At 55.0% G+C, this 25,237-nt stretch carries 21 protein-coding genes and 1 pseudogene; 9 read left to right on the plus strand and 13 right to left on the minus strand.

Annotation, left to right across the window (positions count from 1 at the left end; translation table 11 throughout):
- Nucleotides 1-12 precede the first annotated feature (12 nt).
- Entirely contained in the window at nt 13-1,080 is a 1,068-nt protein-coding gene (locus tag ACTYOL_RS13045) for a protein kinase domain-containing protein (protein ID WP_444758054.1), read from the plus strand.
- A gap of 175 nt (nt 1,081-1,255) precedes the next feature.
- Nucleotides 1,256-1,618, plus strand: coding sequence for a histone-like nucleoid-structuring protein, MvaT/MvaU family (locus ACTYOL_RS13050; protein ID WP_444758055.1), 363 nt, complete (start codon nt 1,256-1,258; stop codon nt 1,616-1,618).
- Between the two features lie 42 nt (nt 1,619-1,660).
- Here the strand turns inward: ACTYOL_RS13050 and ACTYOL_RS13055 are convergent, their stop codons facing one another.
- The 8 genes from ACTYOL_RS13055 to ACTYOL_RS13090 all read right to left on the minus strand — a co-directional run bounded on the left by ACTYOL_RS13055 (nt 1,661) and on the right by ACTYOL_RS13090 (nt 9,831).
- The gene (locus tag ACTYOL_RS13055) at nt 1,661-2,296 is read right to left on the minus strand and encodes an RraA family protein (protein WP_444758056.1); all 636 of its coding nucleotides are present in this window, start codon (nt 2,294-2,296) and stop codon (nt 1,661-1,663) included.
- A complete protein-coding gene (locus ACTYOL_RS13060; RefSeq protein ID WP_444758057.1) occupies nt 2,293-2,682 on the minus strand; it encodes a RidA family protein in 390 nt (129 codons plus the stop codon). The genes ACTYOL_RS13055 and ACTYOL_RS13060 overlap by 4 nt, the downstream gene beginning before the upstream one ends.
- 58 nt (nt 2,683-2,740) lie before the next feature.
- On the minus strand, nt 2,741-4,048 hold the full coding sequence (locus ACTYOL_RS13065) for an OprD family porin (protein ID WP_444758058.1): 1,308 nt from the start codon (nt 4,046-4,048) through the stop codon (nt 2,741-2,743).
- A 73-nt stretch (nt 4,049-4,121) separates the two neighbouring features.
- A complete protein-coding gene (locus tag ACTYOL_RS13070; RefSeq protein WP_444758059.1) occupies nt 4,122-5,447 on the minus strand; it encodes an MFS transporter in 1,326 nt (441 codons plus the stop codon).
- 138 nt (nt 5,448-5,585) lie between these two features.
- Nucleotides 5,586-6,812 (minus strand): Zn-dependent hydrolase, encoded by a 1,227-nt coding sequence (locus ACTYOL_RS13075; protein WP_286099896.1) that lies wholly within the window; start codon nt 6,810-6,812, stop codon nt 5,586-5,588.
- 28 nt (nt 6,813-6,840) lie between these two features.
- Complete coding sequence (locus ACTYOL_RS13080) at nt 6,841-7,770, minus strand: 2-hydroxyacid dehydrogenase (protein ID WP_286099895.1); 930 nt, start codon at nt 7,768-7,770, stop codon at nt 6,841-6,843.
- Nucleotides 7,767-8,522 carry a class II aldolase/adducin family protein gene (locus ACTYOL_RS13085; protein WP_444758060.1) on the minus strand — a complete coding sequence of 252 codons (756 nt, stop codon included), beginning with the start codon at nt 8,520-8,522 and terminating at the stop codon, nt 7,767-7,769. Before ACTYOL_RS13085 ends, ACTYOL_RS13080 begins: the two co-directional genes overlap by 4 nt.
- A 13-nt stretch (nt 8,523-8,535) precedes the next feature.
- A complete protein-coding gene (locus tag ACTYOL_RS13090) occupies nt 8,536-9,831 on the minus strand; it encodes an MFS transporter (RefSeq protein ID WP_286099893.1) in 1,296 nt (431 codons plus the stop codon).
- Between the two features lie 154 nt (nt 9,832-9,985).
- On the opposite strand from ACTYOL_RS13090, the gene ACTYOL_RS13095 reads away from it, so the two are divergent.
- On the plus strand, nt 9,986-10,969 hold the full coding sequence (locus ACTYOL_RS13095) for a LysR family transcriptional regulator (RefSeq protein ID WP_444758061.1): 984 nt from the start codon (nt 9,986-9,988) through the stop codon (nt 10,967-10,969).
- 149 nt (nt 10,970-11,118) lie between these two features.
- Here the strand turns inward: ACTYOL_RS13095 and ACTYOL_RS13100 are convergent, their stop codons facing one another.
- Nucleotides 11,119-12,366: a hypothetical protein gene (locus tag ACTYOL_RS13100; protein ID WP_286099891.1), complete on the minus strand. Its 1,248-nt coding sequence runs from the start codon at nt 12,364-12,366 to the stop codon at nt 11,119-11,121.
- A 109-nt stretch (nt 12,367-12,475) separates the two neighbouring features.
- A complete protein-coding gene (locus ACTYOL_RS13105; RefSeq protein ID WP_444758062.1) occupies nt 12,476-13,279 on the minus strand; it encodes a TIGR02391 family protein in 804 nt (267 codons plus the stop codon).
- A gap of 468 nt (nt 13,280-13,747) precedes the next feature.
- Between ACTYOL_RS13105 and ACTYOL_RS13110 the strand changes: the two genes are divergently transcribed.
- The 3 genes from ACTYOL_RS13110 to ACTYOL_RS13120 all read left to right on the plus strand — a co-directional run bounded on the left by ACTYOL_RS13110 (nt 13,748) and on the right by ACTYOL_RS13120 (nt 17,620).
- On the plus strand, nt 13,748-15,019 hold the full coding sequence (locus tag ACTYOL_RS13110; RefSeq protein WP_444758063.1) for an LA2681 family HEPN domain-containing protein: 1,272 nt from the start codon (nt 13,748-13,750) through the stop codon (nt 15,017-15,019).
- Between the two features lie 178 nt (nt 15,020-15,197).
- Entirely contained in the window at nt 15,198-15,773 is a 576-nt protein-coding gene (locus ACTYOL_RS13115; protein ID WP_444758064.1) for a LysR family transcriptional regulator, read from the plus strand.
- A 350-nt stretch (nt 15,774-16,123) separates the two neighbouring features.
- Nucleotides 16,124-17,620, plus strand: coding sequence for an SIR2 family protein (locus ACTYOL_RS13120; protein ID WP_286099887.1), 1,497 nt, complete (start codon nt 16,124-16,126; stop codon nt 17,618-17,620).
- Nucleotides 17,621-17,881: 261 nt separating this feature from the next.
- On the opposite strand, the pseudogene ACTYOL_RS13125 reads toward ACTYOL_RS13120, so the two are convergent.
- A pseudogene (locus ACTYOL_RS13125) lies at nt 17,882-18,061 on the minus strand (hypothetical protein); the annotation flags it as partial.
- 133 nt (nt 18,062-18,194) lie between these two features.
- On the opposite strand from ACTYOL_RS13125, the gene ACTYOL_RS13130 reads away from it, so the two are divergent.
- Nucleotides 18,195-19,235, plus strand: coding sequence for a hypothetical protein (locus ACTYOL_RS13130; RefSeq protein WP_444758065.1), 1,041 nt, complete (start codon nt 18,195-18,197; stop codon nt 19,233-19,235).
- 158 nt (nt 19,236-19,393) lie between these two features.
- Here ACTYOL_RS13130 and ACTYOL_RS13135 read toward each other — a convergent pair whose 3' ends face one another.
- On the minus strand, nt 19,394-20,020 hold the full coding sequence (locus ACTYOL_RS13135) for an NAD(P)/FAD-dependent oxidoreductase (RefSeq protein WP_444758066.1): 627 nt from the start codon (nt 20,018-20,020) through the stop codon (nt 19,394-19,396).
- Entirely contained in the window at nt 20,002-20,307 is a 306-nt protein-coding gene (locus tag ACTYOL_RS13140; protein ID WP_444758067.1) for an FAD-dependent oxidoreductase, read from the minus strand. The genes ACTYOL_RS13135 and ACTYOL_RS13140 overlap by 19 nt, the downstream gene beginning before the upstream one ends.
- A 173-nt stretch (nt 20,308-20,480) precedes the next feature.
- Here ACTYOL_RS13140 and ACTYOL_RS13145 point away from each other — a divergent pair, with 173 nt between their 5' ends.
- Complete coding sequence (locus ACTYOL_RS13145; RefSeq protein WP_444758068.1) at nt 20,481-20,717, plus strand: ribbon-helix-helix protein, CopG family; 237 nt, start codon at nt 20,481-20,483, stop codon at nt 20,715-20,717.
- Between the two features lie 141 nt (nt 20,718-20,858).
- Nucleotides 20,859-25,232 carry an NACHT domain-containing protein gene (locus ACTYOL_RS13150; RefSeq protein WP_286099884.1) on the plus strand — a complete coding sequence of 1,458 codons (4,374 nt, stop codon included), beginning with the start codon at nt 20,859-20,861 and terminating at the stop codon, nt 25,230-25,232.
- Nucleotides 25,233-25,237 lie beyond the last annotated feature (5 nt).

Genomic DNA, 25,237 nt, shown 5'->3' on the forward strand with positions numbered 1-25,237 from the left:
GCACAAAAAACCATGCAACCGCCGTTTTTCTATGACCTGGATGACGACAAGCAGAAACTGATGTTGGAGGTGGCTCTCGGCAATCGCGGTGTGGTCGTAAGTCGCCTGAACGGGATGTGTGGAGACATCTTCATCTTTGATCAAGGGGAACGAGTAGTCCCTCGGTACGTATGCGCTAAGGTGCCCCGCAAGCATCGGACGGCCTCTATCGAGGAAGTGAACAAGCGCTTTGTTGAGGAGCTGGCTCTTCAGCTACGTTTCTCCCAACACTCCTTAGTGCATTGGTGCTTTGATCTGCGAGAAGTCCTAGGCGCTCCAGTGGCCATGTTTCGATATTGGGACGGTGATCTACGGAGCTACATGTCGGGCAGCAGTGATATCACCAAGCTATCCCTCATCGCGTACTGCTGCACAGGATTGATCCATTGCTATGCTCGGGGGCTAGTAGCACATCAGTATTTGAAACCGGCCAACATCTTTGTACGTGACCTCAGAAAAGACATGTGCGAACTGCCGGTTCTCGATGTCTACCAGATAACTCTGATTGCCGACTTTGGGCTTGCTAATGCTTGTATAAAAGTTCCAGCGGTATTCGACGGATCGAGACCGTACATGGCTCCGGAGCAATGGAACAAGTCCCCACTCTCCGAAAAAACAGATGTGTTCGCACTTGGGATCATTTTGCATGAGCTAATGACCAACGGCTTTCATCCTGCCGGCGTTCGCACCGAAGAGGTGTGGCCATTGGCCGCTCCTGGGCATTCCACGAAGTGGACTCGCCCGGAGAGCTGGAAAAAATGGATATCTGGTAACTGTCCACTCAAGGCTCCGGTCGAGCTCAGTGAGGACGTAAAGAGACTGATCGAAAGTACATTGTCAATTGACCCAGCTAGCCGGCCGGGAATGGAAAAACTGAGGGATTTGATCCTTGAACTCATCAAGTCTCGGTGCGAACAGGCTCACTTTCAACTCGAAACTCTAATAAAGTATTACGACCTTAATGCATCGAAAGGATCGCTAGAGGAGGAGTGGCCTTACCTTGCAACTGTATGGAAGCGTTTTCAAAATCGTTTCGGGTAGCAGCGTTTCAATGCTGACTAGGCGCTCATCAGCGAGACCAATTTTGCTGGGCATTGTCAGGCTGGCTTCGTGCGTCAGTTGTACTCGGTATGCCGTTTTTGATGCTTTTTGTGGCGTCAAGGTGGGGGGACGCTGTACTCTTTTAGCCTGAACACAACCCAAGGATTCCCAACAAATGTCTCGCCTAGCCGAATATCGCCGCCTCGAACAGCAGCTCGCCAGTCAGCTCGCTGAGCTTGAAGCTATGAAAGAGGATAACGGCCTTAAGCAGGAAATGGAGTTCGAGACCAAGCTGCGTGGTTTGCTTGGTGAATACGGCTTCTCCCTCCGTGATGTCGTCAACATTCTCGACCCTCAAGCTCGTGTCCGCCAGGTCACTCCTGCCGGAGCATCGGTGACTCGCAAGCCGCGCGAAGTCAAGACGTACAAAAACCCTCATAACGGCGAGATTGTTCAGACTAAAGGCGGGAACCATACCGTTCTGAAAGCGTGGAAGAGCGAATACGGCTCGGATACTGTCGAAAGCTGGCTTCAGTAAGCTCGATCAAGGCCTCCTGCGTGGAGACCTTGATGCTAAGACCTAGTTAGGTTGTTGAGGTGCATTACTGAGTATCAACACCTCTTCAAGCGGTTCCCCTGCGCGTAAACGGGCCATCAGTTTCGGTTCGGATCGATCCGACTCCAGCGCTCGATCAGTAACCTTTGCCAGCTCCTCTGCCGGTGCAATCAGCACACCATTGTCGTCAGCAAGCACGATGTCACCAGGGTTCACTGCGACACCACCGCAGTTGACGCGAACATTCAACGCACTGGCCTTTCCGCCTACTAGCTTTGTAGTCAACTGGCTCGTTCCGCGTGCGAACACTGGTAACTGGCAGGTCTGCAGTTCGTTGAGGTCTGTCACTACCCCATCCACAACAATGCCAGCGGCTCCGGCGCACCGTGCTGCATACTGAGTAATGGCACCAACGCAGGCATGGGATTCGTCGGCAGCCATATCGATAACTAATACGTCGCCTGGCTGGAGTGTGACTAAGGCGCGGTTGACTGCGCAGGCATCTGCTTCAGCTAAGCGAAGGGTAACCGCGCGTCCAACGATTCGGCCACCAGGTACCATGGCTCTTACGGCGTGATGAACGAAGCCTAGCTCTAGAAAGTGGCCAAGGGTGGCGAAGCTCACTTCGCGAAGTTTTGCTGTCAGTTCCTGGTCATTCATTTTGAGCGTTCCTTGTCGATCAGCTCGGCCACACAGTCGATTTCCAAACTCACTCCCCACAACTGCACGCAGACGGTAGTACGGGCAGGTGGTGCATGGCCGAGGATTTCCTTGTACACCTCGTTGAAGGGCACCAGTTGATCGGGGTCTGTCAGGTAGGCGTTGACCTTGACGATGTGAGAAAGGCTGGAACCCGCCGCTTCGAGGATCGCGTCCAGGTTGGCGAACGTCTGCCTGACCTGATCTTTGAAGCTTTCGGGTTGTTCTTCCAGGCTACCCAGCGATGGGATCTGGCCAGCGGTGAACACCAGGTGGCCGCTGACCACGGCTTGGGAATACGGGCCTACCGGGCTGATGGTGCCAGGGGCACTGTGGATGCGTTTCATTGAGAGCTCCTTGAGGCGAAGGTGTGCCGCCGGCTCGCCGGCAGCACTTGGTCAGAAATCAGAAAAGCGCCAGGGTGTAGCTGACGATGAGTCGGTTCTGCTCCTGGTTGGGGTCGATCTCGGAGTGCAGCAGCCCATGGCGCCAAGCCAGGCCGAGACCTTTGAGCGCACCGTCCTGCACGACATAGTCCAGGCCTATATCCCGCTCCCATTCACTCGCGTCATTTCCGCTGGTGGTGCGGATGTCGTCACCCTTGAGGTACATCAGGGAGAACTTCAGGCCAGGCACGCCGGCAGCGGCGAAGTCGTAGCTGTACTGGGCGAACGCGGTACGCTCGCCCGCTCGGTTGAAGCTCGCGAGCATCCGGTCGGTGTAGAGGTAGACACTGGCACCACCTGCGCCCTTGCCGCTGAGGGAGCCCTGGTTCGGCTGGACGAAGTTGCTTCCATCCGACACCTCTTGATAGCCGGCCATGAACGCGTGGCCCTGGATGGAGTAGGTCAGTGCGGCGCTCCAGGTGTGGTTATCGATTTTGCCGTCACCGTCCTCGGTGTACCCGCCCACGCGGTATCCACTTGCGCGACCTGCAGCAGAGTCGTTGGCTCCATCGGCGAAGGTGCGGAAGAAGCGCAGATCAGTCCGCAGCGATTGCCCTTCGGAGAGTGGAAGCGTGTGGGTGAGGCCTACGAAGTGCTGGGTGTAGTAGTCCTCAAGGTTGGCAACGTAGTATTGCGCCGTGAGTTGTTTGCCGATCCGATAGTCGCCACCGGCGAAGAGGAACTGGTCGCTCTCACGGGTGCCGCCAGCTACTGCCAATCCAGTGCGATCACTGGAGGCACGGCCCGTAGCTCGATTGAGGCGCCCGCCGGTGAGGGTCAGGCCATCGAGGTCGGTTGAGGTGATCTGGGCCCCCTCGAACGTTTGGGGCAGCAGGCGACCATCGTTGTAGGTCAGCACCGGCAGCTTGGGCATCAGAGTGCCGTATCGAAGTTCGGTGTTGGCGAATTTCAGCTTTGGTGTCAGGCCCAGGCGACTCCACTGTTGGGCCGCGCCACTGCCGTCGTCGGGGATCATGCTGCTGCCCCGGTGGCGACCATCGCCGCTATCAAGCGTCACGCCCATTAAGCCCAACGCATCTAGGCCGACCCCAATTGGCCCATCGGTGAAGCCGGATTTGAAGTCGAGAACGAAGGCCTGTGCCCACTCTTCGGTTTTGCTCTGGCCGAGGCTGCCGGCCTGATCGCGAAAGTCGTTGTTGAAGTAAAAATTGCGCAGGCCAAGGTTCGCATGGCTGTCGCCCACCAGATCGGCTTGAGCGAAGGGGGACAAGGCGAAAACGCCTGCACTCATCAGGTATTTTTTCATCTGGAAACTCTTCAAACGGAAGTAGGAAACACTCGCCTGGTTGGCGAGAGAAACTTGGGGGTACAGCACGGAATTACTGCCGTGCTTGGTCGATATCCCGTTTGAAGGTCTCAGTGAGTAGCAGCAGCGCGATCAGAGAAACAACCGCTGAGGCGACCATGTACCAGGCAATTGAAGAGCCTTTGCCCGTCCAGGACAGCAGTGCGGTAGTCACCAGGGGAGTTGCGGCGCTACCCAGCAGGCCTGAAAGCATGTAGCTGATAGACAGGCCTGAGTAACGCACTCGGGTGCCGAACAGCTCGGCAAGGAAGGTCGCAATCGGGCCGTAGTTAGCTGCGAATGCAGTCATCATCAGCAGGTAGCCGGCGAACGCCAGGCCCAGGATTTTGGTGTCCATCAGCCAGAACATCGGGAAGGCCACAAGTGCCTCAGCGATGATCCCGCCGATGATGATCGGCTTGCGGCCAACCTTGTCGGACAGGGCTCCGAAAAACGGCAGCAGGGCGATGCAGGCGGTGCATGAAACCAATACCACCGTCAGCATTTCACCACGTGTGAAGCCCAAGGTCTGAGTGCCGTAGGTCAGGCCGAAGGCCACGATCAGGTTGTAGGAGGTGCCCGTGGACATGGTCGCCACGCCACCCAGGACAACCTGCTTCCAATATTTGCGGAACACTTCGAACAGCGGCACTTTGACCTGGGTGCCCTTGTTCTCTACTGCTTTGAACGACGGCGTTTCATGGATGTTAAGGCGGATATACAAGCCCAGTGCGATCAGCAGAACGCTGAGCAGGAACGGTACACGCCAGCCCCAATCCAGCAACTGCTCGTTGGTCAGCGTGGTGGCGAACATCAGGAACACGAGGTTGGCCAGCATCGTCCCCGCCGGTACGCCGATCTGAACCCACGATCCGTACAGGCCGCGTTGATGTTTAGGAGCGTGCTCCACGGCCATCAGCACAGCACCGCCCCATTCCCCACCCAAAGCTAGGCCCTGGATGATGCGTAGGGTCAGCAACATGATCGGCGCCCAGATGCCCACCGACTCGTAGCTGGGCAACAGGCCGATGGCGAAGGTGGCTGCCCCCATGGTCAGGAGTGAGATGAGCAGCATCGATTTGCGTCCCAGGCGGTCGCCGAAGTGGCCGAATAGCGCGGCCCCGATCATGCGTGCGCCATAGGCTGAAGCAAAGGTACCGAAAGCGAGGAGCGTGCCCACCAGGGGATCAAAGCCTGGGAAGAAGATTTTGTTGAATACCAAGGCCGAGGCCGTGGCGAAGAGGAATAGGTCATACCACTCAACAGTGGTGCCGATCACACTGGCAACCGCGACTTTTTTCATGTCGGCGGTGCGTTGTGGTTGCGCGCTGGCAACCTCGGTGTACGCAGGACTGGTCATTGCCATTTTCTCCCGAAAGATGGGTTCTCGTTGTTTTTGGCAGCTGAAGACGGAGCGGTTATTTCTTGTTTTTGGGCAAAGCGTTCCCGTGGGCCCAGCTTTCTTGAATTGGCTGGGCGCCTGGGTTTATCTGGTTAGTTATCGTCTGTCGGCGCGGGTCAGCACGGCGTTGAGCAGTACGTCACAACCCATGGTCACGTCGTTGGGCAAAGCGTCTTCTGCTTCGTTATGGCTCAGGCCGCCGACGCAGGGGATGAACACCATGGTGGTCGGGCAGTGGCGGGCGAGATGAATCGCGTCATGGCCGGCGCCGCTGACGATTGGCTGGTACGGATAGCCCAGGCCTTCGATGGCCTTGCGTACTGTATCGATGCAGGCCGGGTCGAAAGGCGTGGCTGGGCTCAGCCAGTGGCGGTTGATCTGAACTTCCAAGCCACGCTTGGTGGCGATCTGGTCAATGAGTGCCCGGGCGCTGGCTTCCATGTCAGCGATGGCGGCATCTTCATGGTGGCGAAGATCGAGGGTAAACGCCACGTGGCCAGGGATGGTGTTGCGGGAAGAGCGGGCGATCTGCAATTGGCCAACGGTAACGAGACCTTTGGGCGCGAAGTCGCGTGACAGTTGCTCCAGTGCGGTGATCATTTCCCCTACGCCGAACAAGGAGTCGCGGCGCAGAGGCATTGGCGTGGTGCCTGCGTGAGCGGCCTGGCCACTGATCTCGATGTCCAGCCAGCAGATCGCTTGCCCACCCGTGACCAACCCTACAGGCAGGCCGGCGTCCTCTAGGATTGGGCCTTGCTCAATGTGTGCTTCGAAGTACGCGTCGAACTCACGGCCCAGCGGAAGCTCACCTGCGTAGCCGGTTTGTTCCAACGCTTCGGCCACGCTGACGCCTTCAGCATCGCGGCTGGACAGCGCTTGGTCGAGGGACAGCTCGCCCGTGAACACGGCCGAGCCGAGCATGGCTGGAGTGAAGCGAGCGCCTTCTTCGTTAGTCCACACCGCGATTTCCAGTGGGCGCTCGAGCTGCAGGCCTTTGTCCTGGAGGCTGCGTACCACCTCCAGACCGGCCAGTACGCCGTAGATGCCGTCGAAGCGTCCGCCTTTTGGTTGGGTGTCCAAATGGCTGCCCATGACCACAGGAGGCAGGGCGTCATTGCGGCCCGGCAGGCGGGCGAACAGGTTGCCGATGGGATCGACATGGATGCTCATGCCGGCCTTGCGGCACCAGCTTGCAAACAGCTCGCGTCCATCTCGATCTTCATTCGACAATGCCAAGCGACAGTTGCCGCCTTTGGCGGTTGGGCCGACCTTGGCCATATCCATGAGGCTGTCCCACAGCCGTGTGCCATTGCATGTATGCATGATGTGAATCCTCAAACAGGCGGTGGGATCAGTATCCGAGCGCGGGGTTTACTTGGTTCAGGAGTGGTTCAGCACAGGCCAGACGCCGAGCGTTCTCGGCTACTTGCTGGGCAATACAGTCGTGGGAAGCGCATGAGGCCATGTGGGGTGTGACGACGATTCCAGGTGTGCTCCAGAGGCGGCTGTCCAATGGCAGCGGCTCTTTCTCGAACACATCGAGCAGCGCACCGCGCAGTCGGCCACTGTTGACGGCGTTGACCAGGTCATCCACCTGCAGGTGCTGCCCGCGCCCGCAGTTGATCACTGCCGCGTTTGGCGCCAAGGCTTCAAAGGTCTTCTGGCAGAGGATGCCGCGAGTGGCATCGGTCAATGGCAACAGGTTGATCAACAGGTCGAGACCATCCAGGAACTGATCGAACTCCGTAGGGCCCGCGAATGTGCGCACGCCGTTCAGATGCCTGGCACTCCGCGACCAACCTCGGACTGCATATCCGGCCTCGGCCAACTCGCCGGCAATGGCTCCTCCAAGGGAGCCTAGCCCCATGACACCGACGCGGTATTCACCAGCGAGGCGTTGAGGGTGACGTTGCCAGACCTGTTGCTGCTGTTGGGCAATTGCTCGGTCGAAGTCCCGGTGGTAGTGGATGACTGCCCAGCGGACATACTCCGCCATACCTTGGCGGTGAGCGGGGTCTACGACTCTGCACACTGGCAATGCTGGCTGGCTCGGGTCATTGGCCAGGTGATCAACACCCGCAGCCACCGAGTGGATCAGCTTCAGGTTGGGTAATGCGCTGAGGCTGCCTACGGGAGGGAACCAGCAAGCGGCTACCTGTGCCTGCTGGGCAGCGGGATCGTTGGCCAGCACCACGCGTAGCTGGGGAGCGCTGCGAGCGAAGGCGGACTGCAGTTGGCCCAGGAGTGCTTGGTCGGTTGACAGCAAAACCAGCGGCTTCATGAGCAGTACGACTCGCGTTGGTGTTCGATCAAGGTCAGGGCGGCGTTCCAGCTCAGGCTGATGATTTGCGCTGACTCGTCGCGTTGGAACTGGGCCGCGGTGTGGCGGCAAACTTCTTCGCTGGGGTAGATAAGCTTGCCGCCGCCGGCCAATGCCTGTACTTGCGCCTGGCAGGCGCGCTCCAGGAAGTGAATCTCGTGGAAGGCCTCGGCAACACTGGCGCCGCCGGCCAGCAGACCGTGGTTCCGCAAGATCATCGCTTTGTGGGTGCCGAGGTCGGCGATCAGGCGCTCACGTTCATCCAAGGACAGTGCGATGCCTTCGTATTGGTGATAGGCCAACTTGCCGTAGAACTTCAGCGCATGCTGGCTGATCGGCAGTAATCCATGTTCCTGGGCCGATACAGCGATGCCGGCTGCGGTGTGGGTGTGGATCACACAATGCATGTCTGGACGTGCCATGTGGATCGCCGAGTGGATCACGAAGCCAGCCGCGTTCACCCGACGTTCGCCAAAGGCCTGATCAACCACATCGCCATGTTGGTCGATCCGCACCAGATCACTGGCGCGCATCCGGTCGAAGATAACTCCGTATTGGTTGATCAGAAAGTGATGCTCAGGCCCAGGAATACGCAGGGTGATGTGGGTGTCGATCAAATCGGTCATGCGGAAGTGCGCCACCATTCGGTAAAGCGCGGCCAATTCGCAGCGTGCCTGCCATTCGACATCGCTTATGTTGTGCGGCTTGCTCATGAAAACTCCTGATTTAACGAGCGATGGCGGGAGTGGGTTGCTGCTGCTCGCCACGCAGGCGAGAGAGACCACAGACGCCGATCAAGGAAAGCGTGGAGAGCGCGGTAAAGAACACGGCGAGTGGCAGCCACTGGCCGGCGAAGCGGTCGGCCAGCAAAGTGCCGATGATCGGCGTGCTGCCCCCAGCGATTGCGCAAATCAACTGATAGGCCAGGGAGATCCCGGAGTAACGCAGGTGAGCGGGGAAGGCCTGGGTCATATAACCGGCGATTACCGCATAGAGTGCCGACAGGGTTACGACTGCCATGGCGATACCGGCTGTCATCAGCACCAGGTTCTGCGTGCCAACCAGCATGAACATCGGGTAGGGCACAGCCATGCACAGCAATGCCACTAGCTTGAGGAATCGGCCTTCGCCAATGCGCTCAGCGAGCAGCGCGGCGAGTGGCTGGGTCAGGAACTGAAGAATGGTGACTAGGAACAGGCAGTCGAGGATGGTTGCTCGAGGGATGCCCTGATAGGTGGTGACGTAGGTGATCATGAAGGTGTTGGTGAAGAAGAAGCCGGCGGAGCCGATGGTTACTGCAAGGGCGGAAAAGAGAATCTGCCTCCAGCAGTCACGCACCACTTCCAGTACCGGGTATTTCACAACCTCTTGCTTAGCCTTGGCAGCTTGGAACTCAGGGCTCTCTTCCACGCCGAATCGGATCGCCAGACCAACCAGCATCAACACGCCACTGGCCAGGAAAGGCAGGCGCCAACCCCAGCTCAGAAACTCCTCGGGCTCCAAGGTGGACACCAGGCGAAACGCAATAAGGGCAAGCAGTAAGCCAGCTGGGCTACCGAGCTGAGCGAATGACGCGTAGAACACTTTGCGCTTGGCCGGAGCATGCTCACTGGCCATCAGGACGGCACCACCCCACTCACCACCGACGGAGATCCCCTGGACAATTCGCAGGGCAATCAGTCCGATGGGGGCCCAGATACCCGCACTCGCGTAGCTGGGTAGCAGGCCGATGCCAGAAGTGGCCAGGCCCATGAGAACCATGGTGACCAGCAGCATTTTCTTACGGCCCAGGCGGTCGCCCAGATGGCCAAAGACCATACCTGCCATCGGTCGGGCTACAAAGCCCACGGCGAAGGTACCGAATGCCGCCAAGGTGCTGAGCAATGGGTTGCTGCTTGGGAAGAACACCTGACCCAGCACGAGTGCAGCCGCCGTGGCGTAGATGTAGAAGTCGTAGAACTCGATGGTGGTGCCGACAAATGCGGCAGCCGCCGCACGACGCGGCTGGTTTGACGTATGCATGCAAGGCCCTTCTTAGAGTTATAGGCAGGTGGGCAGGTTTGGCTAAGCGGTCGCGCTCTGTTTGGCGCTTTCGAGATTTATCGCCTTGGGGCTATGATTAGTCAATTTGCTAATTCTTATCCGTCGTATTAGCAGCGCTACTAATGGGTCGAAAATGAATCCACCGACATCAAGATCTGATGCATTGGTCAACAAATGGGAAGGCCGTCGATTTCTGAACGATCGCTTGGACTGGAACCTGCTGCGCACCTATCTTGCGATTGGCCAAGAGGGCAGCATCAGCAGGGCTGCAGCAAGGTTGCACGTGACTCAGTCAGCCGTTAGCCAGGCGCTCAGACGTCTGGAGGAGCAGCTCGGCTGCGCCCTCATTCTGCGAGGTGGCCCGCGCTTCGACCTGACGACTGCGGGGGAAGAGGTGCTGCGTATCGCCATCGATATCTATGGCGACGTATCACGTATCGGTGCGGCGGTGGAAAAGGAGAGCGATGAGGTCGTCGGGAAGGTGCGGATCCTGAGCGTCAGTCGTGTGCAGTCGCGGGTCTATGACGATTTCCTCGGTGATTTCCACGAGACTCACCCACGGGTTGAGCTGGAGATTGATGTCATGCGAAGCGCCGACATCATCAGCTCGTTGCTGCAGAAAACCGCAACTGCAGGTGTTGGTCTGTGTCGTATACCCCAGCCCAGGCTAGAACAGCGTCTGTTGCTCAACCAGCGCTATGCGTTCTTTTGCGGCGTCCGACATCGCCTTTTCGGGCGTAGCGATTTGACCCTCGAGTCCCTGCGTGGGGAAAACTTTGTGAGCTTTGTAAGCGACCAGTTGGGGGGTAACCTTTCGCCGCTTGCAATGTTCCGCGATCAACATGGTTTCACCGGACGCATCGTTGCTTCCTCTCCTAGCGTCGAGGAAGTCCAGAGGCTGGTGTGCGCCGGCTACGGGGTTGGCTGTATGCCTGAGCACCTTCTCCATGAGGATATGGAGAAAGGTTTGCTATGGCGTCTGCCGCCCTATGAAGGAATCGTCGATGTGGACTTGCACTTGCTCTGGAACCGCGAGCAAAAAATGACCGTGGCAGAGTCTGTTTTCCTCGAGAGCTTTCAACATCGTCTCGCGCAAGCGAGCCTTCCTGATGAATAAAAGCTGGAGGCTGGGTACGCTTTGCAAGCGCTCACCAAGGAAGTATCCAATCTTGCTGGGGCGACTGGATGTTGGAAAGCTGAGTGCGAGGGGCGTCCTACAGGATGCCCTGTCTTTAGAGAGCGCTCAGATTAGAGAGCTCTTGGGTTTTACTTTGATTTGGACGAGCGCTCGAAAATAGCATCGAAGTCGAGAACAAAATCCAGCTTTACCTTTGAGCCTTCACCAGCCTGTACATCAGCAGGGATCAGAGAGCAATTTTCGACGCGATAATCACCGGACAGAAAATTTTTGAGCATAGGATCCATGCCAGATTCTCCTTGCAGCAGCTTTTCCCGGCCAGCTAAAACCTCAACAAGCAAGGCAGAGGGAATTTCCAGGCTCATGCCATTGTTTCCAGTTGTCATGCGGATAATCCCCAGTAGCTTCCTTGCGAGACCCTTGTCAGGTGTCTGGTATTGATTGAGTTCAAATGAGTATTTCCAGCGGTTGAAATGAAGCTGCTGCAGAGCTCCTACGACACCCGCGCTCATGGGCACCTTAGCCCTGGAGTTAAGGTACAGCCAGGGATGGGCGAGTTTTTTCATCTGACTGAAGGTCTGGAAGACGTGCTTAATCTCCACGGTAATTACACAGCCCACCGAGCTCGTCTCGCTGAATGCTAGGTGTACGGCCTGATCGGCGGTAACCACTGCCGGTGCGGAGCTGCGGGCCAGCGCTCTGCTGGTATCAGAGCCTACGCAAACAATGCGCATGCCCTCAACAGCGTGTTGGCTGGCTTTCCGCTTTATGATTTTGTACAGCTGGTGCTGCCTCGGATCTTTAGGCGCTTCCTGTACCACGCCGCCACCGCTTGCGGACGTAGCTGATGGGACATAGGAGGCTTGAAAACTGAAATCGGGGTGCTCGGCAGTAAAGGGTGCTAATGGCGCATTCTGGATTCGTTCAAAAAAATCATTAATGTAATCGCCCTTGAAAAACTTCTTGAGCTCGTGCTGCTCAGGCAGGCGACGCTCATAGCCCGCACCTGTCGCCACACCGGTAAATCTCAGAGAAATCTTTTCAGGGGCCACATCTTGGGTCTGGGCATGTTTGCGCATCGCCAAGGTCAACTCGCGTGACTGACGCTCTTGCTTCCAGAATTTGTCATAAAGGAATGCAACCTCAACCCAGGCTTGGGTTCCATCAGGTAGGGTTAGCCTGATGTCAGGGCTGTTGTGGGTCGGCTCGTACTCAACCTTGCCAAGCGCAGCAAATGCCTGAATTGCAAGTAGCTCGAAAATTGCGGCCGAGCGATTTTCCGATTTGGTCAAATTTCCTCGAATCTGAACCAGAGGTTGCTCTACGAGACGCTCACATTCGACCAGCAGCTCTCTAACTTGCTCTTCCTTCAGCATCCAGGCCACCTCAGCTTTGCTAGCCTCAGAGTTTACTCCACACAGGGGAGGAGTAGAGCCCCATTGCGCTGTCTAAGGTGAGCAAACTACCGGGGTGTTCCTAGGCCAGTTAAGGCTTGCTGACATTGTCGAGTTTGCGGTGAACCAAGGAGACCAGACTGAAGATGTCTAGTGCGTCCTGCTCAGACATAGGCCAGTTGATCTTCGCGGCGTGGGCGAGAGGGTTACGCACTGCGCCAAAGAGCCCTATTAACAGGTTTGCAAATCCTCGCTGCTCACTCTTGGCAGACTCAGTCGTGAGCGGCCCTAGCATCAGCTTTGGCTCCGGGCCCATAAATGCTTTCGTGACCAGATCTGCACCATCGCCTGCCAGGCCGGACAGGTCGCGTATCCTGTCTGCTACTCCCTTCGTTGCCTCAAATACCGCATGAAAGTAGTTCTCGTTGAGTAGCTCAGCTCGGCAATAGGTCATGACTGACTCATGGACACACCGTGCTTCCAGGGCAGCCTTCAGCCTACCCACACGCGCACGGGCAGCATCCAGAGTGGCAGCTTTTTCAGTGCTGCCGACCTTACCGTCTTCCCTTATGTAGTACCCGGAGAAAGCGAGCACAACGTTTAATTCATCCTTGCGCCAGGCGAACGTGTCGCGATCACGTGCATAGCTCACAGGGTTCATCGCTCGGTTGATGAACATGATCAGGTGATTGCCTACCTGCACGTCGTTTTGCTTTAGGGCCAACGCGTTGAACAGGCGCTTCCATTTGCTACCAAGCGGATCGACATCAGGCACCTTTATCTCCTGGAGCAGATGTCCAATCTGTGTGCCAGTGAGACCACGATTCGTATCCCCAAGGACACGACAGGCAGCTTCAAGGTGTTGTGATTCAAATGGTGCAATGTTTTTGCTCAAGTCAAATCTCCGGCTGCCTTACGTTGGTTGGCGGCGAGCCAGTGAGGTGACTAGCCTATCGATTCTGTAGTTTAGGTAGCATCTGCTTGCGATATCCTTCTGTGCGTGGAGACGCGAGTGCTTCAGATATCAAGATGCAGAGCGACAGAAGCTCGGCTTTCCTGCCGAGCCTGAATTAAACACGAACGGGTTTTACCCCGTCACCTCTAAGCTTTGGAGTCTACATCTGTGACAAGGATCGAGTTCGAGGAGCTGTCGGCTTGGTTCAGCCGATTGGAGGAATACAACCCATGCGAAGCTATTAGAGAAGCACGGATTCTTGTCGTTGACGGGCCTCAAGGCCCAAATCTGAAGGTTATCCAGGCTGCGGTTCTGGTAAACGCAGGCGTCCTAAGCAAAGCGCATGATGCTGTTGAAGAGGGCCTCGCACTGTATCGTGAGATTCACGCATCGCACGAGACACCGGCAGTGAAATTCAACTTGGCCACCGCGATAATCAGCGCTGTTGGATTCGTCGGTGATGATGCTCATTGGATCGACCATTTGGAGTCAACCAAAGCGTTAAGGGCCGAGGCTCGCGGCTATTTTTGGCAGGTGGCTCAGAACACCGAGGCTGACGAGTCAATCCGCACGCAGAGTTGGGCAAATCTTGCTAATCAGCTGGAGGGAAGCTTCCGCCTCAGTGAAGCCCACGACGCCAGATTGGCAGCTCTTCATCTAGACCCTGGGAATGGTGTAGCGGCGGCTTGTGCAATACGTTATCTCGTGAGCTGTTACCGTCAAGGATTGTGCTCTGACCTTGCTATGTTCGAAGCGTCAGCGCTCGCCAACATTGTTGAATCAAATCGAGACCGTATCATTGACTATGCAGGGCTGCAGGCGGCAGACAGTATCGCGGCTTGGATTAGATCGCTGCCCGAAGCACCCGCGCGTCAGGTGCACAGCAAACCGTTTGTGTCTTGGGTAGAGCGCGAACGACTGACGCTAGCGCCATCGGTTGCGTTGATTGATCCCGACCAAGAGAAGATTGACTGGCTTGTACTACCAGGAATTTGGGAGCAGGAGCCGAACAGTGCGCTTGCTCCAGCTCCAATTTTCTCAATGTTCAATCAGCTGAAAAGTGACTTCATTCTTGCGCGAGATCTGGCATGGAGATCCATGGATGACAGTAATTGGCCTACGACAGGGCGTTTCGCCGATACGTCAGACTCAGCAGTTTACGGGCCAGCAAGCTCTGCGCTGAGCCTTGCACACAGGGCCAGCCTTGACCTTTTGGACAAGATTGCAGTCACTGCGAATAGCTACTTCAATTTGGGCCACAATTTTCGCAGCGTTACTTTTGGCAAGCTTTGGCGCTCAACATCGAAGGATGGTAGGCCCCTTGCAGATCAGACAAAGCGGTTGATTCAGAAAGGGGTTCATTCTCTGTATGGCTTGGCCGAACTGGCGGACGATTATGATGCTCTGAGCGGCAGGTTGCGCCCGTTGAAGGAGCTGAGAAATGCGGGTACGCACCGCTTCTTGGTTTTGCACGGTCTGGGTGATCCTGCTAAGGCCAGGCAGCTGGATGAGATTGAGAGATATAGCTACGACGAATTCCGGGGCGAAGCGCTCAGGGCGCTTCGAGTAGCTAGATCAGCTATCCAAATGCTCGTGGATGCGATTGGCCAATACGAGAAGCTGAGATCGAGCGATGGCGATGGCCTAGTAGTCACCCTAGATGTCCCTGACCGAGATTAATATCTAGGGGGGAGTAAGGGTATGAACGAATCTGCATCCGTGACGTGAGCGCCACAAGCAAAGCCCAATTGAGCTTTGTTTTCCAAGGCCATCAGCTCTGCTCTCGATACTAGCCGAAGGCATGCAAACGGAAGTATTTTGTTCATCTCGAATATCGCAGTGCGGATGAGCGGGCTGGATGAATATCAAGAAGATGCAGCATGTGTTGGCCTTGGCCGAGCACCTGAATTTCAGCAGGGCCTGTGCCGATGTTCATCTGAGTCAGCCCGCTTTGTCCCGGAGTATCCAATCGATTGAAGCTGAGCTGGGAGTGAACCTTTTTGACCGCGGTGGAGCCAAGGTGGCTCTTACCCCCTACGGAAAGGTCTTTGTCGAGCGTTCCAAGCGGATTGTTTTTGAGGCGAACGAGCTGGTTAGAGATATCGCTCTAGCTCAGAAAGAGGAGGGCACGGGAGAGCTTTCTGTTGGTCTGGGCCCTACTGGCGCGGCGTTGTTAGTGCGACCGATTTTGAGCCATTTTACGAGTTCGACTCCAGGGGTCTTCGTCAACATCAAGCATGGTGATGTGGATAGCCTGCTCAGCATGCTGCTTGCCGAACGGGTCGATTTGTTTGTTGGCGATGTAGCCAGGCTGGCATGCTGCTCTGCAAGCAAGTCACTTGCCAGTGCGTGTAGCGAGCGATTTAGCTCACCCTTGGAAGATGAAAAGTTAGATGCACCATTAATGAGTAGAATGTTCATGCGTATTCCTTAAACAAAGCAACCAAGCAGGTAATTTATGATGCTCGGGATGTCTTGTAAATTACTTACCTTAAAGTCTCATATGCTAATCAGAGGTTAGTGCTCTACCAAGGGTAAGTAAGTTCGCAAGCTCTGTGAGCGGGGCGATTCGTGCCACCTGACCTACTGGATGAAGCCCATTTTCTGGGCATGACAGGTGCTCGAGAAGCCAGACACGACGCAGCAGGTCGCATCCAGAATTCAGTATGGATGGGATGCAGTGGGGTGGTTTTTTTTCGCCAGTAATGGCTAAATGCCTGCTGAACTCCTGAATGGATAGGTCATCAGGAAGAATGAAGGGTCAAGGGCTTAGCGGGCGCGATTATGAACTTGGAGTGGTTGGAGGAACGGCTGTCTTCTTACGGCTCAGGTGGATACTATCTGCTTGAAACATTTCTTATCAGGCTGTTGGCGCTAGAGGCGGACAGTCATGGCCAAACAGTGGTCACGCCCGACGAGAAGTTCGCCCCTATGGACGCGTATGCCCCTAATGGCATCGGTGAGCTTACGCGCCCCCTGCGAATAGAGGTTACGTACTCGTTAAACTCAAGCAAGCTTAAGAAAATCATCAGTATATTTGATGTTCATAAAACCAGAGTCGACTACGACCTGCTTATCGTCGCGCCTAGATTGTCGAGTAAGAAGCCGCTACCTTTGCCGGCGGATCTTATTTTTCTACCCAACCAAATACATTTTTGGGGGATGGAGAAAATTCAGGAATTGCTCGATAAGCACAAGATAGAAGTTGAGAGGCTGCTTGACAACCTCCTCTCCATTAGATTCAAAATGGCGGTCACTCGTGATTCCAAAGGTTGGAAGGATGAGCGAAAGTCTGTCATTGCTGCTGTAACTGAGCAATATAAGTCTGGGCGCTTTTCTTTGATGTTGGGCGCTGGAGTTTCAAGCAGTGCGGGCTTACCTGACTGGGATACGCTGCTGAACTCTCTTTTTGTTTCAATGCTTGCAGACGAAAATTTAAGCGAAGGTGAGAGCAACACAGACCAGGTTGCATTAATCGTGCAGAGGCTAAGAAGCGTAGATGGGCCATCTGCACTTATGTTAGCACGCTATGTCCGGAAGGGAATGGCATCGGGCTCTCCTTCGGAGCAGAATGGCTTCATAGAGGCAATTACTAAGCAGCTCTATGCTCTTAGGGATGAGAGTCGTAATATTGAATCAAATTTGATTAGCTCCATTGCGGGGCTTTGCACTCCTACTCGCACCGGCGCTAGAGTCAGATCAATACTCACCTATAACTTTGATGACTTAATCGAGCGCGCCCTGACCAATCGCGGTCTTGGCTTTAGAAGCATTTTTGAAGAGTTTGAGACGCCAAGCGCAGAAGAGCTGCCGGTGTACCATGTACATGGCTTTCTTCCAGAGGACAGATCGGCCTACGTGAACCTAGATCGCACTACGATGGTATTCTCAGAAGAGGGCTATCACCACATTTACGGTGAAGCGTACCACTGGTCTAATCTCGTGCAACTGAGCAACCTCAAGGACACGTCTTGCCTGCTGATCGGACTTTCATTGACCGATCCAAATTTGCGCCGACTCCTAGAAATAAGCGCGAAATCATTGGAGAGACCGAAGCATTTTGCGTTTATGCGCAGATTGAGCGAAGAAAAATTCCTCAAAGAGGAACGTGGGAAGACTTTAAAGATATCCCGGGAAGTTCTAAGCCGATTCCTTGAAAGACACCACAGCCTCAATGAGGAATTGCTGAAGGAGCTTGGTGTCAATGTAATTTGGTACGAAAGCTACGATGAGATTCCTGAGATTTTGGACTCCATTCGCAAGGGCAGGCTAGAGGTATAGCTGAGCCTGCGCCTAGGGGAACAAGCAGCTTTTCCACCTCTTATAAGAACGGGCCTATGGGTGACAAAAAGCGCCTGGTTGGCCAAGAGGTAAGCGACAGCGGAGGGCGTAGTGGGAATGGCAACCTTCCTTGCTACGTCTGCAAGCGAATACGTGGTCGCGCAATGCTACAACGTCGACGGCGGAAATTGGATGAGTTGACGCGCCAGCAAATCATGTCCCGTGGATCATGTTGATGCCCGCTTAATGCGGGCATCTTCATTACACCTTGAAGCTGGCCATCAGTTGCTGCTGTTGATTCGCTAGCTCATTGAGTGAGCCACTGACACGTGCCGATTCGTCTGATTGCAAGGTCAGTTGCTCAGTCACATCCCTGATGGTTGCGACGTTTCGACTGACCTCATCCGATACGGCGCTTTGCTCCTCAGCTGCACTGGCTATCAGACTTATCCCCCATGCGTGAATCTTCCAGCGTCGTGCTGGCTCACCTACTGTTCTCGATGGAGGCTATAGGCTATCATTCGATGGTTTGAGTACCCATTACAGAAAAAGCACGGAGCAAAGTCTTAGAAAAATGAAATCCATTACTCTCGACGAAAAGTATTCAGATGCAGTGGAGTCTGCCCTAAGAAAGCGTCGATTCCTAAAAATAATGATGGGCTTACCTAGCTCCCTTGGAACCATAGTGCTGATGGGACTTCTCTTCATGAACGAAGAGCAGAAAGCAAATGGTGGATTTCAAATAGTGCTTCTGAGTGGGTTGTTTTACTCTTGGGCCGTATTTTCAGTCGTGTACAATTATCTCCAAACTGGATTTCGCCCGGTGTCTGAAAGTGAAGTTTCTGCCGAGTTAGAGAAGCTCAACTCAAAGTCAGAGTCAGTAGCCTCAAATGCAGATGTTTCGGGGGAGATTTTAAGCCTGCGCGGTGAGCTAGAGAAGCTCAAGACACAGAGCTCTCAGTTCGATCAGTCTACCAAGGACAAAGCTGCAGAGCTTCTAAAGGCCAAACTACTGGATCAGTCTTCAAAAGAAGTAGCGCAAGAGTTTCAAGAAACCATGCGGGACATGGCCTTCACAAATTTCAAGTCCGGCATGATTAATGACAGCTTTGATATTTCCAGGAAAAGACTGCTCGCGGAAATCGACTCGCTCGGTCGAAGAGGTAGTATAAATCTTGGGATTGGCGCGGCCACTACACTTCTAGGTCTGATTGTTTTGTCTGTGACTGTTTTTTATGAGCCGTACAAGGCAACCGACTTAATCGGTCTGATTTCACACTACCTTCCAAGATTATCTCTAATCGTGCTGATTGAGGTGTTCGCTTATTTTTTCTTGAGCCTATACAAGGCTGGGCTTTCCGAGATCAAATACTTTCAGAATGAGCTGACCAATGTTGAGGCTCGACATATTGCTGTTCAGGCTTCGCTCGGTACGGCGGATAATGCAATGCTGAAAGTCATTGTCGCACAACTATCCGGAACTGAGAGGAATCACATTCTTGCCAAGGATCAGACAACTGTTGAAATCGAAAAGGCAAAGCTTGAAAGTGAGCATAAAGTAGCCTTCGGCAAGTTCGTCACTGATTTCTTCCAGAAGGTAAAACCTTCGACTTGATGAGCCTCAGCATGAAAAAAGAGGCCTGGCGGCCTCTTTTCATTCATACAATGCTTCTCAACGCACCCCAATGCGTAGCCCAAGAAGAGTAGGCAAAGCAGCAAGCCCCTGAGCGCCAATATTGCCGCGACGATGGAGCTGCTCCGCTTCCTCACAGTTCAGTACACCCCAACGAATGGCGTTCGCCCCCAGGTATTTAATTGGTTCCGGGGTAAGTTAGGTACCGCTCTTTGGCAGAAGATGGACTGGCTCCATTCGTCCTTCACGCCCGTCACCAGGGACGAAAGGCACTGCCCTGCAATCCAGGTAGCTTGAACCCCGTGTCCGGAGAAACCACCTCCGTAATGCACGCCTGGTCGGAGTGTTCCAAAGAAAGGCACGCGATCTGCGGAGACGTCGATTGGCCACCCCCAGGTCTTTGCAAAACCTGCCTTGCTGGCGCCAGGAAGGAGCCTGGCCATTCCGGACTGAGCTCGCAGCAGACTGTTCATGTCGGTTCTTAGACGATCGTTAGACGCATCTTGGGTGAAGCCAATAGGCCCTGAGCCAGAACCCATGAGCACACGATTGTCAGCAGTCTTTCGGAAGTAATGCAGGAACATCCTTGCATCATTGACTCCGACGGGCTGATGCCATTTCAGTTGTTCCAGGGCGTCCTCACATGGGTTCGACATCGTGGCGAAGCTAGAAAAAATACTCAGCTTTTTGCCAAGGCCCGGTAGCTGAGAAAGGCCAACATTGGTTGCCAGCACCACTTGAGGAGAGATCAAAACGCCGTCCTGCACCTTGATCCTTTGGCGGCCACCCTCAGCCTCATCGATCCGTTCGACTTGCGTGTTCTCAAATATCTTACACCTGCCTGAATTGCAGAGCGTTTAAGCGCCAGCACCATCTTTCCAGGGTGCACGTTACCGGCTTCAGGGAAAAAGATTCCGTTGCCAAAGACCTTGCTGCCGATGATCTCAGAGACCTGCCTTGCATTGAGTGGCTGAATGTACTTTTCAACACCGAGCCCTTGGCATTTGCTCAAGAAGTCTGCCAACGATTTCTCCTGCGCCGGGCAGGTCGCCACGCGCAAGTTTCCGGCCTCACGCCAATCTACACTTCGCTCCGGATCTGACGCGTACAGCTCTTTACTTCATGCCACTCTGGTACATCGGCTTGCTGCTGGCGTATGGGCGGCGTGTGAAACAGCGTGAGCGGCAAGTGGCAGTGGCTGCTTCGTAGGCCAAAAAGGGAGGCGGGATGAACTCTTCAACGGCAGGCATCAAGCTTGACTCCATGACCAAGGAGCGGATCAGAAAAGCAGCTGCTTCGCTAGATAGAACGCCACACTGGTTCATGAAAAAAGCCGTGCTTCATTGGCTGGAAAAGGTGGAAGGTGGCTCAAGCGTGGAGGATATGTCGCCTGCTTGTGATCTCGATGCAGATGAGTACCTGAACAGCGTTTCTAGCAGGCAAAAGCTAGCGGAACAGATGTAGTCGTGAAGGGCCGCGGGAGTTGATTCCACGGCCCTTTTTTCATCGTCAGTTTCAACAAAAACAGGCAAGCCCGGCGACCAAACCTATCTTGCCGTAGGGTATGCTCGATGCCGCTTCCCTTCGCCCAGGAGACCCTTTGCAATGGCTGCCTTCTCGAGTGACTACATCCAAATCAACCGCACGTTCCATGAGTTAGCTGTTGATCCCGGGGATGACGATAACACTGCGCTCGGCCGACGTACGCTCAACGGTCAGCAGCTGCAATGGCAAGATCTCTTGGCGCACCATAGGGTAGTGATCCTGTCTGAGGCAGGTTCCGGGAAGACTCAGGAGATTCGCCATGTGGCCCGCACGCTACGGGAGGAAGGTAAGCACGCGTTCTTTATCCGCTTGGAGCATGTGAGGTCGGATATCGAAGATGCCTTTGAGGAAGGTGACCACGAAGAGTTCAAGGCGTGGGTGGGCTCCGGGGAGGAGGGCTGGCTGTTGCTCGACTCTGTTGACGAAGCCCGCTTACGTGATCCCAAGGATTTTGAGCTCGCGATTAAAAAAATTGGCCGTCTGATCGCTCCAATAGCTCAATCAGCGCATGTGATCTTGACGGGGCGTAGCACCGCCTGGCGAGCAAAGTCCGATTACCTTCTGTGCCATCAACACTTGCCTCACAAGGTTACTGACAACGATTTTGAGCAAGATGATCAGGATCTCAATGTCATCAGGAAGCCTCGCCAGCGAGCGTCATCCTTTCTGATCGTCAGCCTTGAGGATATTCAGGGCAAGCAGATGGAGTCGTTCTTATCAGGCAAGGGTGTAGAGGACATACGTGAGTTTCTCACCGCGGTAGAGCGAGCAGATGCAGCAGACCTAACAACTCGCCCGCAAGATCTCACCGAGCTCATCGAGTATTGGCAAGCCAATCAAAAAATGGGCTCGAGGCTCGAGTTGATGAAGGCAAGCGTTGCTCGCCGTCTTCTGGAAGCGAAGCCCGACCAATCCGCGCTGAAGCCGATATCTATGGAAAAGCTCAGAAAAGGGGCACAGTTAATCGCTGCCGCTTGCACGCTTGGCCAGGAGTCGGCGATCCGCGTGCCAGACGGCGTGGACAATCGAAAGGGGATCCCTGTCAAAGAGGTTCTACCGAAGTGGGATGATGCAGCATGTGAGATTCTCCTTGGCCGACCTATTTTCGAGCAAGGCATCTACGGGACTGTCCGATTCCATCATCGTTCTGTACGCGAATTCCTGACGGCTGAGTGGCTTCACAAGCTGATTGTTAGTGATGCCTCGCGGATGCAGATCGAGAATCTATTTTTCCGCTCGCAGTACGGGCTCGAGGTAATCGTCCCAACAATGCGGCCTATTTTGCCTTGGCTGGCGATTCTTGATGGTCGCATCTTGGAGCGGGTCACTCGTCTCGCACCCGAGGTGCTCTTGGAGGGGGGAGACCCCAGCCAACTGCCTCTTGCGACGCGTAGTGTAATTTTACGTCAGCTGTGTGAGCGGATGAGTGGGCCCGCTAACGCGTTGTCCTTTCCCGAATATTCTGCCGTGCAACGCTTTGCGAACGAGGATCTGACCCCTGACATCAAAGCGCTTCTGGCTGAGTACGGTGAAGATGGTGACATTGCCGGATTTCTACTTCGTATGGTTTGGCAGGGCGAGCTTCGAGGAGCTGCGGCTGAAGCCAAGGCTTTTGCATTGAGCTCTCGAGAAAAATACACGCGAATCGCTGCCTTCCGAGCGCTTTCGGCAGTTGGTACTTCTGCCGAGAGACAAGAGGTTCGTACTGCTGTTCTATCAGAGAGCGAAAACATTGACCGGGAATGGTTAGCCGAGCTTGTCCAAGATCTGCCCGTGGATGATTGCTCCCTTGAATGGCTTGTCGAAGCTGTTAAGCGAGCAGCCAAGCCCGCGCGATATTCCTCCGATCGGCTCACTAGATCTCTCCCGGACTATCTTTCCCAGGTACCGCTTGAGCGCCTCAGCAGCCTTACGGCCCGACTGAACGAGTTCCTGGAGGTTCCTCCGTTCACAGACAAAAGCTACTGCCGCATCTCCAAGCGCTACGGCTGGTTGTTGAAGGCTGCAGGCCTGATGGTCGATCGTTTGATCAAGGCCCGGGCCCCTAGCACCTTCGATGCCGAGGTACTCTCAGTCATGAGAAAAATCCCCAGGGCGAGAATCTACGGTGAAGGTGATACTTCGACAGTGGACGAGAGCTTGAGAGAGCGCGTGCCCCAATGGCCAGAGCTGAATCATCAGCTCTTCTGGCATGACGTGGCAGAGTCTCGGGCTGAGCGGGCCAGTAAGGGGGAAGGGTTAAACGAGTATTGGCAAGTGGACGGGCATGCCAGTTACTGGAGTTTCGACAGCCAGTATTTCGACACATTCTGCTCCGACATTGCACAACGCCCGTTGCTGGATGACAAGCTGATCGCCCTTACCAAGGCGTATACGTGGCACCAGCAGATGGAGAGCCCGGCAGACTCACTCCACCAATTACATAGCCTGAGTCTCGGACAGCCTGAGCTAGAGGCAAAGCTCCAAGAGTATCAGCGGCCAGCCGTTGACTACAGTGCAAAATTGATAAAGGAGCAAGCCGAAAACAAACGGAAAGCGGAAGCGCGGGAGCAGGAGCGGGAGAATCGGGAGCGAAAATGGCAGGAGCATCTGACTGCTCATTTGGCTGAGCTAGCACAGCCGCCAACCCCCGGGAAAGCGACCAATGATCAAGCCTATCTCCTCAGAGTCATGCAGAACGCCAGCTCCGATTCTCTTCATTGGGGCGACGGAAATTGGGCTGCGCTAACTCCAATGTTTGGCGAAGAGGTGGCTCGTGCTTTTCGAAAGGGCGCAATAGGTTTTTGGCGCGGTTACCGCCCGCAACTCCGCTCGGAGGGAGCCGCGCCGAACTCTGTGAGTACAGAGGTCATACTTGGGCTTGCAGGTCTGATCATCGAGTCCTCCGAAGAAACCGATTCGTTCAATCGGTTGAGCCCAGCTGATGTGGCACTGGCCACTCGATATGCTCTGCTAGAGCTCAATGGGTTCCCGTCCTGGCTCACTGCGCTGTACGACCTCCAGCCTGAGACTGTCACTGATCTGGTGTTCGGTGAGATTGCGTACGAGCTGGAAGCGAGCGCTTCTGACATGCCAAAAAATGAGGTGCTCCACAAGGTGGCATGGAATACGCCCTGGATGTTCAACAGCCTGGCGCCATTGATTTTAGAGCGCCTCAAAAAGCCCATCTCTGATCCCGCAAGCCTAAGTGAATTGCTTGCGGTATTGAAGGAGTCCTCTCTGGAGGACGTGGCCCTTGCCGCTTTAGCCGCCGAGAATGCCTTATCCGCTAAAGATCTCGATATAGCAGCAAAGTGGTACGCACTTTGGGTGGGAACTGATCCAGACGTAGCTGTCCCCGCACTGACTTCGCGTCTCGCTCAGACGAGCGAAACGGCCAAGTCTGACTTTGCAATGCGCTTCCTGATTGCTTTGATGGGAACATTCCGCGGCGACAAGGGTTCAAGGCAAGCTTTCAAGACCGTCAACCACCTCAAAGCACTTTTTTTGCTCATGCACGAGCACATCAAGGTTGAAGACGATATCGATCGCAGTGGCGGCGGCGTTTTTTCACCAGGTCTGCGAGATGATGCTCAGCATGCACGTGAGGCGCTTTTCTCTGACATCCGGGCGATTCCGGGAAAGGAGGCCTACCTTGCGCTCATGGAGATATCTCTAAAGCACCCATCTCAACAATACAGGCCTTGGGCTGAGTCTTGGGCAAAAGGAAAAGCTACAGCAGACGCGGACATGTCGGCATGGTCGCCAGGCCAGGTCGTCGATTTCCACAAAGAACTCGAGCGTACGCCAAACAATCATCGTGACCTCTGGTATCTGGCCGTTGACCGGCTTGAAAACCTTAAACGAGACCTTGAGGATGGCGACTCCAGCATCGCAGAGGTTCTGAAGCGAGTAACGCTTGAGACAGAGATGCGAAACTACATCGGTGATTGGTGCCAGCAACGCGCAGGCACCCGCTACATGATTCCCCAAGAAGAGGAGCTGGCTGATGCGAAAAGACCAGACCTTCGATTCCATGCGGGAGCCGGTATTGGGCCGGTACCGGCCGAGCTGAAGCTTGCTGAAAAATGGACAGGGCCAAAGCTCTTTGAGCGCCTAGATGCCCAGCTATGCGGTGACTATCTACGGGACAGGCGATCGAGTCGAGGAATCTTCCTGCTCGTCCATCAGGGCGAGAAGGCAGGTTCTAAATGGACGTTACCGGACACTGGTCGGACGGTAGGCTTTTCGGAACTCATTGAAGCGCTGCAGAGCCACTGGTCGGTACTTGCCAGTCGTTACCCACACGTCGAAGATGTACGGGTCATAGGCATCGATCTTACAAAGCGTCGGGCAGTTGACGTTGCGGAACCGAAGCCCAAACAAGTTCGACGTAAAAAGGCTGCGACAGACGATGGCACAAAGGGGCGACAGCCCCGGAAGTCGAAGGAGTAGGGTCG

Source organism: Pseudomonas sp. A014, from assembly GCF_052378495.1.
In the GTDB taxonomy this organism is placed as follows: Bacteria; Pseudomonadota; Gammaproteobacteria; order Pseudomonadales; family Pseudomonadaceae; genus Aquipseudomonas; species Aquipseudomonas machongensis.